General features: G+C 69.9%; 7 protein-coding genes. All 7 read right to left on the bottom strand.

From position 1 onward, the window contains the following. Positions 1–16: 16 nt before the first annotated feature. Positions 17–1,108 carry an SAM-dependent methyltransferase gene (locus ACI2L1_RS39565; protein ID WP_404744297.1) on the bottom strand — a complete coding sequence of 364 codons (1,092 nt, stop codon included), beginning with the start codon at positions 1,106–1,108 and terminating at the stop codon, positions 17–19. Continuing rightward, the gene (locus ACI2L1_RS39560; RefSeq protein ID WP_404744296.1) at positions 1,096–1,974 is read right to left on the bottom strand and encodes a thioesterase II family protein; all 879 of its coding nucleotides are present in this window, start codon (positions 1,972–1,974) and stop codon (positions 1,096–1,098) included. Before ACI2L1_RS39560 ends, ACI2L1_RS39565 begins: the two co-directional genes overlap by 13 nt. 72 nt (positions 1,975–2,046) lie before the next feature. Further along, positions 2,047–9,912: an aminotransferase class I/II-fold pyridoxal phosphate-dependent enzyme gene (locus ACI2L1_RS39555; RefSeq protein WP_404744295.1), complete on the bottom strand. Its 7,866-nt coding sequence runs from the start codon at positions 9,910–9,912 to the stop codon at positions 2,047–2,049. An 11-nt stretch (positions 9,913–9,923) separates the two neighbouring features. After that, entirely contained in the window at positions 9,924–11,555 is a 1,632-nt protein-coding gene (locus ACI2L1_RS39550; protein WP_404744294.1) for an amino acid adenylation domain-containing protein, read from the bottom strand. Positions 11,556–11,577: 22 nt separating this feature from the next. Beyond that, on the bottom strand, positions 11,578–13,473 hold the full coding sequence (locus tag ACI2L1_RS39545; RefSeq protein WP_404744293.1) for an aminotransferase class I/II-fold pyridoxal phosphate-dependent enzyme: 1,896 nt from the start codon (positions 13,471–13,473) through the stop codon (positions 11,578–11,580). Beyond that, on the bottom strand, positions 13,470–13,730 hold the full coding sequence (locus ACI2L1_RS39540; protein ID WP_404744292.1) for an acyl carrier protein: 261 nt from the start codon (positions 13,728–13,730) through the stop codon (positions 13,470–13,472). Before ACI2L1_RS39540 ends, ACI2L1_RS39545 begins: the two co-directional genes overlap by 4 nt. An 87-nt stretch (positions 13,731–13,817) precedes the next feature. Beyond that, positions 13,818–14,067, bottom strand: a 250-nt coding sequence (locus tag ACI2L1_RS39535; protein WP_404744291.1) for an acyl carrier protein, incomplete at its 5' end; no start/stop codon positions are given.

Here is a 14,067-nt window from a genome sequence, read left to right as displayed (position 1 = left end):
GAGATCTCCTGGCCTGTCAGGCGCTCTGGACGACAGAGTTGGTGCCGACGAAGGCGCGGAACGGCTGACCGGGAATGATCCGCGTGGCCCGCACGTCGGTGAAGCCCGCTTTCTCCATCTGGGAGGCCAGCTCGTCCGCCCGGGGCAGGGGGCCGCCGAAGTCGGCGTACGCGAACCAGAGGTTGAGGACGTCGAGACCGAGGTTGCCGCCGCCCTGACACGAAGAGGTGAGCAGTATCCGGCCCCCGGGGGCGAGGAAGGACCGAGCCCGTTCGAGCGCCTCGACACGTTCGGCCTCGGGGAAGTAGTAGATGTTGTTGTGGAGGGTGACCACGTCGAACTGGGGCTGCAGGTCCAGCGTGCGCAGGTCGCCCTGGCAGGTCTCCACGCGCTCGGTGAGGCCCCATTCGGCCATGTTGTCGGCGGCGTGTGCGGCGACCTCCTCCTGCAGGTCGACCGCGACGGCGGTCAGCCGGGGGTTGGACTCGGCGGCGTACCGCACATAGGTGCCCGTCCCGCAGCCGATCTCCAGCAGCCGGACCGGGCCGTCGCGGTCCAGCGTCCGGTCGATGGCCGCCTGGACCATGCCGCGCAGTGCCAGGGACGAGCGCGCGATGACGGTTCCGTCCTGGTCCTCCAGGGAGAAGCGGCGGCCGCCGGAGAGCATGCGGGGTCCGTCGAGCAGCACCGGCAGGTGGAAGCGCAGGATCTCCTCGATGGCGGCGGCGACGGCGTCGTTCCCGGGCTGGGCCAGCAGCCTGGCAACCGGGCTCTTGAGCCGGTAGCAGCCCTCGCGCTTGCCCAACTCGCCGAGCCGGACGCCCGTCTCCAACCAGGCCCGCAACTGCGGGCGGTCGTCCTCGGAGATCTCCAGGTACTCGGCGAGGCTCTCCAGATCGCACGGGCGCACGGCCAGGCACCGTAGGACGCCCGAGCCTGCGGCGGAGGCGAGGAACGCCGCCCGGTACAGCGGGTTGACCAGCACGGTCGACAGTGTCAGCAGCACCGGGTTGCGCGGGTCAGCGACGATCTTCGCCACGGTCAGAACGTCCGTGAGCGGTTCCTCCACCCGGTGTTTGACGTTCCTGGCCAGGCTCAGCAGGTCCATGAGGGTTCCCTCTTCGGAGTGGGGAGTCGGTCGGGCGCATCCGGGGCCGGCTCGCCCAGTTCGTCGGTGAGCCGGGCGAGTTCGCTCCTTATCTCGCGCAGGAGTGACAGCCGCGATGGGCCGTTGAGGAAGAAGTGGTCGCCCTCCAGACGGTGGTGGAGGAGGGAGCTGCTGCTGTACGACCGCCATGCGTCCACGGCGGGTCCCTGTGCGATCGGGTCACGGGTGGCCGAGAACGCGGTCATGGGACAGCCCAGTGGGGGCCGCGGGATCCAGCGGTACTCCTCACAGACCGTCAGGTCGGCGCGCAGCACGGGCAGACGCCGGTCCAGGTAGGCGCTCCCGACGGTGTGGTCGTCCCCGAGGCCGCCGAGGGAGCGGACCAGTCTCCGCAGGTCCGCGTCGGACAGCGTCCGGTCGTCGCGGTCGCCGTAGAGATGGGGCGCCCTGCTCCCGGATACGAACAGATGCCGGGGTTCGCCGTGCCCTCGCTCGCGTAGTTCGCAGGCGACCTCATAGGCGAGGAGAGCACCCATGCTGTGGCCGAACACGGCATAGTCACGGGCGAGTCCACGCTCGACCATGGCTTCCGCGATGTCGCGGGCCAGCGGCCGCATTGCCGTGTAGGCCCTCTCCCGCAGGCGCAGTCCGCGCCCCGGCAGCAGGACCGGGACGACCTGTATGCCCGTGCCCAGCCGGTCGTCCCAGCCCCGGTACACGGAGGGGGTGCCCCCCGCGTACGGGAAGCAGATCAGTCGTAGGGGCTTGGAATCGGCTCCGCTTGCAGGCGTGAGGCCCGGGAACCATCCGGCGACGGGTGGCGGCGGGGCCGGGTCGGGCCCCGGCGGCCGTTCGGTGATGGGCACGTGGATCCTCGCAGTCCTCGGTCGTCGCTGTTCGTCGGTCTTCGGGGGTGCCGGTGTCGTCGGGGTCGGGTGTCAGCGGGGGACGTGCTTGCGGCCCTCGGGCGAGTTCAGCCAGGCCAGGGTGAGGTCCATGCCTTCCTGGAAGCCGACCTCGCTCTTGAAGCCGAAGTCGTCGCGGGCTCGGTCGATGGCGTAGGACTGGTCACGGTCGAAGAGATGGACGGCGTGCCGGGTGAGCACGGGACGGGACTTGACCCCCAGGGCGCCGTAGAGCTTCTCGGACGCCGTGGCCACACCACGCGCCAGTGGCGTCGGAAGGCTGAAGGCGGGCGGCTTGACGCCCAGGCCGCGCGCCAGTGCTTCCACGTACTCGCGCCAGGTCGTCAGATCGGGGTCGCGCAGGTTGTACGCCCTGCCGGCCGCGGTCTCGGAGGTGCAGGCGGCGATCATGCCGTCGACGAGGTTGCCCACGTAGACGAGTCCGGCCGGTACGTCGCCCCGGCGGATGTAGACCATCTGCTTGCTCAGCAGCAGTGTCGCGATCTCGATCACGAAGTCCTTGCTGCGCGGCCCGTAGACCGAGACCGGCCGTACGACGGTCAGGGGCAGTCCGGCTCGCTCGGCCGCCTCCCTCACAGCGCGTTCGCCCAGCAGCTTGCTGCGGTTGTACGGCAGCCCGATGTCCCGGAGTTCCGTTGTCTCGCCGCAGGGCGTGACCGGGTAGCCGTAGACGTCGGTGGTGCTGACGTGCAGGAAACGTTCGACGGTGCCTGCGTGGTGCGCGGCCTCGACGAGGTGGCGGCTGCCGTCGACGTTGATGCGCCGGAACTCCTCCCAGGGACCCCAGTCGGCCGACATTCCGGTGCAGTTGTAGACATGCCGTACGCCGGCCGTGGCACGGCGCAGGCTGTCGGGGTCGCCGAGGTCACCGGTGGCGATCTCGACGTCGACGCCGTCGAAGGCGGAGCGGTCGCTGCCGTCGCGGACCAGCACCCGTACACGGTGGCCGTGTTCGGCCAGACGCCGGGTCAGGTGTCCACCGATGAAGCCACTCGCGCCCGCGACCAGGACGTCCGGGCCGGAGTCGTGCACAGGGATCGGTGGGTGTTGCGGAGCGGACTCCGGAACGGTTGCTGACGCGGTTTCGCCAAGTGCGGCCTCGCCCGCTGCCTCGGAGGTCGTGGAGGAAGTCGCGGTCGTCTGGTCTGCCATGGCACGCCCCAGGACGTCGAGGGAATGTTCCAGGTCTTCTTCGCTGTGGTCGGCGTTGATGAAGAAGCGAAGGCGGCACTCGTCGCGGGCGACGGCCGGGTAGCCGATGGGCATCACGTTCACGCCCCGCTCCAGCAGGGTGTTCGACAGCGCCATGGTCTTCTCCCAGTCGCCGATGATGACCGGGATCACCGCCGACGACCGCGAGACCCCGATGTCGAGGCCGCGGAGCCGAGCTTCGTCGCGGAAGTGTTCGGCCAGGCGCCGTACCCGGGCCACCCTCTGCGGATCGTCCTTGACGACCCGAATCGCCTCCAGGGCCGCAGCCGTGTTCGCCGGCGAGATTCCCGTGCTGAAGATGTGCAGGGGGGCGGTGAACCGGAGGTACTCGATGAGCGGGCCGCGGGCCGCGATATATCCCCCGAGGCTGCCGAGCGCCTTGCTCAACGTGCCCATCCACAGGTCGACGTCACCGCGGTCGACCCCGAAGTACTCGCCGATGCCCCGGCCCGTACGTCCCAGCACCCCGATGGAGTGCGCCTCGTCGATCATCAACATCGCGCCGTGGCGCTTCTTGACGTCGATGAACCGAAGCAGGTCGGGGATGTCGCCGTCCTGGCTGTAGGCGCCCTCGATGAGCACCAGCGCCCGGCGGTGCTGTGCGCGCAGTGAACCCAGCATCGCGTCCAGGGCCCGCCAGTCGTTGTGCGGGAAGGGCCTGCGCCTGGCCCCGGACAGGATGCAGCCGCGTACGGCGCTGTCGTGAATCCACTCGTCGTGCAGGACCAGGTCCTCGGGACCGAGGATGTGGCCGATGGTCGCCACGTTGGTGGCATGGCCCCCGGCGAAGACGATCGCGTCCTCCGTGCCGAGGAAGGAAGCGATCTCGGCGTCCAGCTCGTGGTGCAGCGGAGTCTCCCCGAACAGCAGGGGCGTTGCGGAACTGGACGTGCCGTAGCGGTCGACGGCCTCCTGCGCCGCCTTGCGGACGCGCGGGTGGTGGGAGAGCGCAAGGTAGTTGAAGGACGCGAAGTTCAGTACGGTACGGCCGTCGACGGTGGCGCGGCCCGCATTGTGTCCCTCGTGGATACGGCCGTACGGGTTGGCGCCGCTCGACCTGGCCTGGCTCAGCCTGCCCTGCAGCTCCGCGTACTCGGCCCATTCCTCGAAGTCCCGCTCCTGCCGGACCGCGGGGGCTGGGCGGCTCGGCGGGGTCGGCACGGTCGTGGGTTCAGGAAGGCGTTCGGACGAGCGTGCACCGCTCATGGCCGCAGGGGCCGTCTCCGTGCCGAGCACGTCCGCCAGCTCCCGGACGCTGGGGTCGTCCGAAAGGGACTCCCGGTGCCTCTGCAGGCATCCGGGGTACTGACGGTCGAGCGCCCGCTCCAGTTCGGTGCGCATGAGGGAGTCGAAGCCGAGGTCCCTGCCCAGGTGCGCATCGAGGGAGATCTGGTCGACGGGGAAGGAGCACACTCGCGCGACGTGTTCAAGGATCACCTGGCGCACGTCCTGCTCGCCGACGGGCGCGGCGGCGGCCCGGTGGTCGTCTCGGGCGACCGGATGCCGGACCGGCTGCTCGGCGACCTCGTGGTGCTCGTGCCGTACGGCTGTATCAGGCGTGGAATGCTGCGTCACGGCCGGTGCCTCCTGCGTGGGCGACGTGAACCAGTACGACTGCCGCTCGAAGACCGTGTGCGGTACAGGCACGCGCGCGCGCCGGTGTCCCTCGTCCAGCGCCGCCCAGTCCACCTCGCCTCCGGCGCAGTGGAGGCGGCCGAGCGACTGCAGGAGGGTCTCCCAGTCGCCGCTGCCCACCGGGCCGCCCCTGCGCAGCGAGGGAAGCCACAGCATCGGGTTCTCGCTGTCCGGGGGTGTCGCCTTGCGCGCCAGATTGAGCAGGGTGGGGTGCGGGCCGATCTCGACGATCGCGTCACAGCCCATGCGGCGAAGCGTCGCGCATCCGTCGGCGAATCGGACCGTGTCGAGCATGTGCTCCACGAGGTCGTCGGCATCGATGCGTCCGGTGATCTGCTCGCCGGTGCGGTCGAAGATCCACGGAATCGTCGGCTCCGCGAACCTCACGGCACGGGCCGCCTCCCGCAGCGGCCCCGCCGCACCGGCCATCAACGCGGAGTGGAAGGCGTGCGAGACGGCCAGCGGCCGAACCACGACGGACTGGTCCTGGAGCAGGGCACGGGCTTCGTCGATCTCCTCCCGGGCCCCGGACAGAACCAGGTGGCCCGGAGCATTGACGGCGGCCACCGAGACGGAGGCAAAGCCGTCCGCCACCGAGCGGATCACGTCGGCGGCTCCGACGCACGCGATCATCGTGCCGTTGCCGGGCTGTTCGTCCATGTGACGACCGCGTACCGCCGCCAGCGTCAACGCGTTCTCCAGCGACATCACACCGGCCACACAAGCGGCGCCGTAGGCCCCGATGCTGTGGCCGAGCAAGGCTGCCGGCCGTACACCCAGCGACATCCACACCTCGGCGAGGGCCACCTCCAGTGCCACGAGCGCGGGCTGGCAGTAGCGGGTGCTACGCAGCCGGTCTCCGCCGCCGTCGGCGAAGAGCAGATCCGGCAGCGGCACCCCGATGAGCGGTCGCAGTACGTCGTCCGCGCGATCGATGCTGCGGGCGAAGCCGCCGTGGACGTCGTAGAGCCCCTTGCCCATGCCGGTGTACTGAGTGCCCTGGCCGCTGAAGAGGAAGGCCACTTTCGGTGGCGGGCCGGATCGGGGCCGGTCGCGAACAACCGCGGTCGACGCTTCACCGCGGACCAGGGCGTCGAGTGCCATGTCCAGGTTCTCGGCGGACCCACCGATGGCGACCGCCCGGTGACCGAGTCGGGGGCGGCCCGTGTTCGCCGCATGGCAGAGATCGGCGACGTCGGCGTCTGGATGGGCGGCCAGGTGGGTGCGCCACCGCTGGGCCAGTTCGGTCAGCGTGGTCGGTGTGTGCCCCGACAGGCACAGGGCGTGCACCGGGCGCTTCGGCGGAACCGTCTCGCCCCGGGTCGGCTCGGGGGCCGATTCGAGGATCAGGTGCGCGTTGGTGCCGCCGAAGCCGAAGGAGCTGACGGCGGCCCGCGCCACGGTCCCTTCCGGAAGGCCCGTGAGCCGCGTCGGCACGTCGAGCGCCGCGCCTGGCACCAGACGGCGGTTCGCTGTGCGCAGGTGCAGGGTCGCAGGCACCTGACGATGACGTACGACAAGTGCCGACTTGATCAGGCCGGCGATGCCCGCGGCCGCCTCCAGGTGACCGATGTTGGTCTTGACGGAACCGACGAGACAGGGACCGCCCTCCGCGCGGTCCCGGCCGTAGACAGCGGCGAGTGCCTCCCACTCGACCGGGTCGCCGAGCGGGGTTCCGGTGCCGTGGGCCTCGACGTAGTGGACCTCGTCGGGGGTCAGGCCGGCCTGGTCCAGGGCCCGTTGGCAGACGGCGCGTTGCGCCGAACTCCTCGGAGCCGTGAGGCCGTTGCTCCGGCCACCGTGTCCCGTCGCCGAGCCGCGGATCACGGCGTGGATCCGGTCTCCGTCCGCCAGCGCGGCGGACAGTGGCTTCAGCAGCACCAGGCCCGCGCCCTCGCCGCGCACATAGCCGCTCGCGGAGTCGTCGAAGGTGCGGCAACGGCCGTCCGGCGACAGCATGTCGCCCGCCGCGAACGCCACGGAGAGACCGGGCGTGACCATCAGGTTCACACCGCCGGCGAGCGCCGCCGTGCACTCCCCGCGGCGCAGGCTCTCACAGGCGAGATGGACGGCCAGCAGGGACGACGAGCACGCCGTGTCGACAGCGAGGCTCGGCCCGTACAGGTCGAGTGTGTACGACAGCCTGTTGGCCGCGATGGAGTGCGCGTTGCCGGTGGCGCCATGGACGTCGATCGTCTCAAGCCGGCCCATCTGCAGTTCGGAGTAGTCGTGGCTGCTGATGCCGACGAAAGCTCCGGTGGCACTGCCCGCGAGCCGGCCCGGGTCGAGGCCGGCGTCCTCCACCGTCTGCCAGGCCACTTCGAGGAGCAGCCGTTGCTGCGGGTCAGTGCGGGTCGCTTCCCTCGCCGACATGCCGAAGAAGCGAGCGTCGAACTCGTCGACGCCATCGAGGAACCCTCCGTATGCCGGCGCGTTCACCCGATGGGCGTCCCAGCGGCTGCGGGGGACCTCGGCGATCGCGTCGCGGCCGTCCACGAGGAGCCGCCAGAAGCTGTCCGCGTCGGGCGCCCCGGGAAAGTGACAGCCGATACCGACGATCGCGATCGGCTCGCCCGCGTCGTCGATCCCAGCCGCACGCGTTGCCGGCTCCCCGACCTCTTCGAGGGAGGCGTTCTTGACCAGGGCTTCCGCGGAATTCGAAGCACGTGGCGCCGTGGACGTCTGGCCGGCGGCGAAGTGACGGGCGACGGCGCGCACCGTCGGGTGGTCGAAGACCACGCCGGTAGTGACCTCCCGGCCCATCACCGAGCCGAGTTCGGCCACGATCTCCACGGCCTGCTTCGAATCCAGTCCCAGGGAAGCCAGCGGCTTGGTGGCATCGATCGCCGCCGTCGACAGTCCCAGGCGAGCCGCGATCCTCTGGATGAGCCAGCCCTCGATGGCCTCGGGCCCGTGCGGCGCGGTCCGCCGCGTGGCCTCGGCGGACGCGGGGCCGGGCCGCGCCGTGCCCACGGGCTGCTCACCGAGGAGGAGCGCGATCAACGTGTCGACCCGGGGACGCACGAGCAGTTCACCGAACGGGATCACGGTGCCGAGCCGCCGCTCCAACTCGCGGACCGTGGTCAGGAGTGTCGGGTAGTCGAGGTCCAGCTCGGCGAACGTCCAATCGGTGATGTCGGGAGCGTCGTCCGCCGGGGCGACTCCGGTGAGTGCCTCGGTGACCGTGTCGATCACCAGTCGCCTCCGCCGGTCGGCGGGAACACCGATGAGCGCCCCGCCGGAAGCCGGGGCCTCGGTGCCCAGGGTGACGCTGGCGGCGACCGTCGTGAGCCGTAGATCGAGGAAGTCCCGCTTGCACGCCTGGCGTTGGATCTTGCCGCTGGTCGTCTTGTGCACTGTCGACCGCTTGAGCAGGACGACGCCGTGCGGTGTGACGTCGTGCGCCTCGGCGATGGCGGTGCGCAGCCGCGCCAGCAGCGCCGGTGCGTCCTCAACGCGCCGGCCCTCGATCTCGTACGCGACGACCATCTCCTCGGCGCCGTCCACCTCCACCGAGAACACGGCACCACTGCCCGCACGAAGGCGCTCGTCCGTCTGCTCCACGGTGAGCTCGATGTCGTGCGGGTAGTGATTGCGGCCCTGCACGATGACGACATCCTTGGTACGGCCGACGACATACAGCTCACCGTCACGCAGGAACCCGAGGTCGCCGGTGCGCAGACGGGGTGTGTCGTCCTCCCCCTCGATACGGGCCCGGAACGCTTCCCTGGTGACTTCGGGCCGGCGCCAGTAGCCGTGGGCGACGTTTCCGCCCGCGATCCAGATCTCCCCGATCCGGTCCCGTGTGGTGATCCGTCGCCGCGTGGTCGGGTTGACGATCGCGATGTCCACTCCGTCGACGGCCGGGCCGCATCCGACGACCTCGGTCACCGGGCCGTCATCCTTCTCGGCTGCGGATCGGACCATGCCGTCTCCCAGCGCCTGGGACGCGAAGGTTCCGATGGCGGGCGCCGCGTCGGCCCGCACACCGGTCACCATCAACGTGGCCTCCGCAAGGCCGTAACACGGCAGGAGGGCGCTGTGCCTGAAGCCGCGGGAACCGAAACGGTCGGTGAAGCGCCGCAGAGTGTCCGCGCGCACCGGCTCGGCGCCGTTCAGCGCCAGCCGCCATTGGCTCAGGTCCAGACCCTCGCACTGCTCGTCCGTGATCCTGCGGACGCAGTGCTCGAAGCCGAAGTTGGGTGCGACGCTGGTGGAGGCGCGGGTGTCTGACAGTGTCGCCAGCCACAGCAGCGGCTGCCGTACGAAGGACATCGGGGCCATCAGGTGTGCGGGGAACCCCCCGTACAGCGGGGTCAGGATGCCGCCGATGAGGCCCATGTCGTGATACGGCGGCAGCCAGGAGACCATCGCCGAGTCGGTGTCGTGCCCCAGGCGTCGGTGGATCGCGCGGAGGTTGTGCATCAGGTTGTCGTCACCGACCATGACGCCCTTGGGGGATGACGTCGAACCTGAGGTGTACTGGAGGAAGGCCGGTGCATCCCCCGAAGGGCCCGGGTCACGCCAGTCGTCGGCGCCGGTGCTGCCGAGCTCGTCGGTCACCAGCCAGCGCAGGCCGCCCAGGCCGAGCGTGGCGAGTTCGTCGTGCCTGTCGGCGACGAATCGGGAGATCTCCCCGTTCGTCAGCGCATGCGTGGCCCCCGCGTCCCGGGCGATCGCGGCCAGGCGCGGCATGGTCTGGCCGAACCGCCGCGTGTCCGGTGGGTACGCCGGTACAGCGATGGCTCCCGCGTACAGACAGCCGAGGAAGGCGGCGACGTAGTCGAGCCCTGGTGGGTGGAGCAGCAGGACCGGCTTTCCGGCCAGGTTCTCGCGCTGCAGGACGACGGCCACCGCCCGGACGCGCTGGTCCAGTTCACGGTAAGTGAACGACTCGCCGTCCGTGCCGGCGCCGGTGAGGAAGCGGTACGCGAGGGCGTCCGGGCGCTGTTCGCAGTGGTGTCGCAGGAGCCCGGCAACCGTCCTCGGTTCCTCGCCCCGCCAGAGGGTGCCCGTCGGGCCTTGGTTCATGAGCGTCTCCGTCACTTTCCGGGCAGGGCCCGCGCAGGCTGGACCGTCCCGGCCGTTCCGCACAGCCGGCGGTAGTCCGTCTTGCCGTTGGCGTTGCGCGGGAGCTCGTCGAGTCGGGTCGCCGTCCGCGGGAGCATGTACCGGGGCAGATACCGTGAGCAGTGCCGTTTGATCTCGATGAGACCCGGGCCGGGTCCGCCGCTGCGGAGCGTGTAGTAGAGGGCGATTCGTCGTTCGGCGCTGTGCGTGTCGACGACGACGGCAGCGGAGGCGATGTCCGGATGCCGGAGCACGGCGGCTTCGATCTCTCCCAGTTCGACGCGGTAGCCGAAGAGTTTGACCATGCGGTCCTTGCGGCCCCGGTAGACGAGTTCGCCCTGTTCGTAACTGACGAGATCACCGGTGGCGTGGCGGCCCTTCCAGTGATCCGCGGCCGCGGGCTCCGCCTCTCGGCGCCAGTACCCGGGCGTGACGCAGTCGCCCTCGACGACCAACTCGCCGAAGGCGTCCGGGCCGTCGAGCACCCGCCCGTCCTCGTCGACGACGGAGACGCGGGCGCCCGTGACCGGCCGGCCGATCGGAACAGGCTCCTCGCGTGTCAGGTCCTCGGGGCGGACCCGGTGGTACGTGCAGACGTTGGTCTCCGTGGGGCCGTACAGGTTGTACAGCTGTGCGCCCGACGGGAGCAGCGCGGCCAGCGCCCGTAGCTGCCGGATCGGGAAGACCTCGCCGGCGAACAGGACGTAGCGCAGACCGCGTGCGATCTCGGGTGTGAGCGCTCCGGACGCGGTGAGCAGGTGCAGCACCGACGGGACGGAGTACCACACGGTGACGCCGTGCTCGCGGATGCCTTCGGCGAGCGCGCCGGCGTCGCGCGCCCGGTCGTCGGCGACGATCCAGACCCGGGCACCGACCGACAGCGCGGTGAAGAGGTCGAACGTGGACAGGTCGAAGTTGAACGAGGCGTGGTTGGCGAAGACGTCGTCCGGGCCCACGAGCAGCTCGGCACGCGTCCACCGGATGAAGTTCGCCAGGTTCCGGTAGGTGATGCGGACACCCTTGGGTGTACCCGTCGATCCCGAGGTGTAGAGGATCGACGCGAGGTCGTCGCGGTCCAGCGCGGGCAGGAACACGATGTGCCGCGCGGCGCCGGCCGCGAAGCCCTCCCAGGTCCGTACGGGGGCCGGACTGCCGTCTGCCGTGAGGAAGTTGCGCCGCGGTTCGCCGGCCGTGCCGTCGCAGATCACGATCATCCTGATCGAGCCTGGCAGTTCCCGGCCTGCCAACAGTTCCCAGTGGTGGCTGTCGGTGAAGAGCGCCACCGGTTCGCAGTCGGCGAGGATCGTGCGGACCCGGTCCGCCGGCTGACCGCCGTCGAGGGGAACGTACGCGCATCCCGCCTGCAGGGTGCCAAGGACGGCCTCGGCGTAACGTGGCCGCTTGTCCATCCAGATCGCCACGCGGTCGCCGACCACGACGCCGACGCCGAGCAGCCCGGAGGCCACGGAGGCCACCGAGGCCAGCAGCTCGCCATAGGTCACGGTCCGTTCCCCCACGAGGGCCGGACGGGCTGCCTGTTCCGCCGAGAGGGACTGCGGCAACCGGATCAGCGCTATGTCGGATTCACTCATCGTCTGCGTCATGCCTGCTCCCGTCACCGTTGCCTCAGGCCGCCGAGGGCAGCACGCCGACCTCGCGGGCCGCCTCGACGAAGATCCCGGCGGCGTTCTCCAGGTCCTCCCGCGTGTGCTCGGAGGTGACGCTGACGCGCAGTCGGGCGTCGCCGAGCGGCACCCCCGGGAAGACCACCGTCTGGCAGTACAGCCCGCGGGCCCGCACCGCACGTCCCATCTCCATGGCCCTGCGCTCGTCGCCGATGACGATGGGCAGGATGGCGCTCTGGGTGTTTTCCAGGTCGAAACCAGCGTCCGCCAACTGACCATGCAGCAGGCGGATGTTGGACCACAGCTGAGTGATCCGCTCGGGCTCCGCCTCGATGACGTCGATCGACGCGATCAGCCCTGCGGCCACGCCCGCCGGGATGTTGGCGGCGAACACGTACGAGTTCGAGTAGAAGCGGAGGTACTCGACGACCTCCTCCTCGCCGACGACGAAGCCGCCCATACCCGCCAGCGCCTTGCTCATCGTGCCGAGTTCGAGGTCGACCTCACCCTTGAGGCCGAAGTGCTCGGTCGTGCCGGAGCCCCGCTCACCGAGGACGCCGGTGGCGTGGGCGTCGTCGACCATGATCCTGGCGTCGTACTCCTTGGCCAGACGGACGATCTCAGGCAGGTCGCAGATGTCGCCGTGCATGCTGAACACGCCGTCGGCCACGATCAGCCGGCCCCCGGACCGGTCGTCCGCACGCTTGAGGATCCGTTCCAGGTCCGCCATGTCGTTGTGCTGGTAGATCTTGCGGATACCGCCCGAGAGCCGGGCCCCGTCGACGATGCTCATGTGGTTGAGCCGGTCGACCACGAGGGTGTCGTAGCTCTTGACGAGCGCGGAGATCGCACCCAGGTTCGCGGCGTAGCCTCCGGGATAGACGATGCAGGCCGGACGCTGCTTGAAGGACGCGAGCCGACGTTCCAGCTCCTTGTGGAGCATGTTGGTGCCGCCGATGAAGCGGGAGCCGGTGTGGGTGGCTCCGTAGGCGCGGGTCGCGTCGCAGACCGCCTCGATCACCCTGGGGTGGTTGGCCAGACCGAGGTAGTTGTTGGAGGCGAACATGAGGAACTCGCGTTCGCGGCCGAGGAGTTCGTCGAAGATGACGGCCCGGTTGCCGCACCGGGACTGCAGGGGCATCCCGTACCAGTAGAGCTGATCGGCTTCTCGCCGCCGCAGATACGTTCCGAAGCTGCGGGCCTTGGCGAACAGGTCCCTGCTGCGCTCCTCCACAAAGTCCTTCATGGAACGGCCGTCCCACTCCGGATGGCCCTCGCCGAGTCCGGCTCCCCCTGCCCCCTGAGGCCCGGAGGGTGACACGGCATCGACGGACGGCTCCCGGTCCGCAGGCGCCATGCGATCCCGGGTGGAGCGCAGCCCGGCGACCAACCCGCGCAGCGATGTCGCCGTGAGCGAGTCCTGCAGGCCGTCGGCGAGGCCGAGTTCCCGAGCGGCGTCGGCGACGATCGACGCCAGGACGACGGAGTCGATTCCGAGTTCGCTCTCGAAGTCCGCGTCGAGGGCCAGCTGGTGACGCTGGTACTGCGTGTGCCGCTGGGCCACTGCGACGACGGTCTCCAGCAGCGCGTCCCCGTCATCGCTTCCGTCGACGTGCAGTTCGGCCGGACCGGCACCGCCGCCGAGTGTTCGCGTGACGGCATCGACGAGTTCCCGGATGGTCGCGGGTCCCGCGGCCAGCGGTGTGAGCAGGGCGAAGTGCTCGTTGACCGACGCCAGGATGGATTCGAGGATCACCGAGTCGATCCCGAGGTCCGCCTCGAAGTGGCTGTCGGGCAGGAGGTAGGACTCGTCGTACAGCGTGCGCGAGGCAACGATGTCCACGACCTGCCGGTGGACGCCTTCCCAGTGCTGCCCGTCCCCCGTGGAGTCCGTCATCGGACACTCTCCCTCTCCCGCTGGAGCCGTTCGACAAGTGACGCGATCGCGTCCACGGTCCGGAAGTTCGCCGGAGAGACCTCCTGCAGCGGCACGGTGATCCGGAAACGGTCCTGCAGGTAGTGCACGAGGTCGAAGATCTCCGCGGAGTCGATGATGTTCAGTTCCGTGAGGGGGACGTGCGCGTCGAGCCCGTCGGCGTCGCCGTCGAGCCAGACCTCGGCAATGTGGTCGATGATTGACTGCTGGGTGCTCATGGTCGTCCTCGGCTGTGTGTCCGGCGGCCCGTGACCTGGATTGCTACCGGTCGACGGCGGTGGCGGTGGCTGGTGGGGTGCGTGCGGTCATGACGAGGCCGTGGAGGTGGTGTGCCGTTCCAGCAACTCGGCGACCTGGGCGATCGTGTCGCCGGGCGAGGCCGCGTCGTCGTCGATGTGGACGCCGAACTCCGACTGGATCACCAGGAGCAGTTCCACCAGGAACAGGGAGTCCATGTCGAGGTCCTCGAAAGTGGTGTCCGGGCCGATCTCGGCGCGGTCCACCTCGAAACGGCCGACGAGAAGGTCGACCAACCTGCCGTACATCGCACTCATG

Source organism: Streptomyces sp. NPDC019531 (genome assembly GCF_044903305.1).
In the GTDB taxonomy this organism is placed as follows: Bacteria; Actinomycetota; Actinomycetes; order Streptomycetales; family Streptomycetaceae; genus Streptomyces.
This window is presented reverse-complemented; position numbering and strand designations above follow the sequence as displayed.

Coding starts and splice junctions, on each gene's coding strand:
- ACI2L1_RS39565 (WP_404744297.1), bottom strand. CDS start 1,108: ATGGACCTGCTGAGCCTGGCCAGGAACGTCAAACACCGGGTGGAGGAA.
- ACI2L1_RS39555 (WP_404744295.1), bottom strand. CDS start 9,912: ATGAACCAAGGCCCGACGGGCACCCTCTGGCGGGGCGAGGAACCGAGG.
- ACI2L1_RS39550 (WP_404744294.1), bottom strand. CDS start 11,555: ATGACGCAGACGATGAGTGAATCCGACATAGCGCTGATCCGGTTGCCG.
- ACI2L1_RS39545 (WP_404744293.1), bottom strand. CDS start 13,473: ATGACGGACTCCACGGGGGACGGGCAGCACTGGGAAGGCGTCCACCGG.
- ACI2L1_RS39540 (WP_404744292.1), bottom strand. CDS start 13,730: ATGAGCACCCAGCAGTCAATCATCGACCACATTGCCGAGGTCTGGCTC.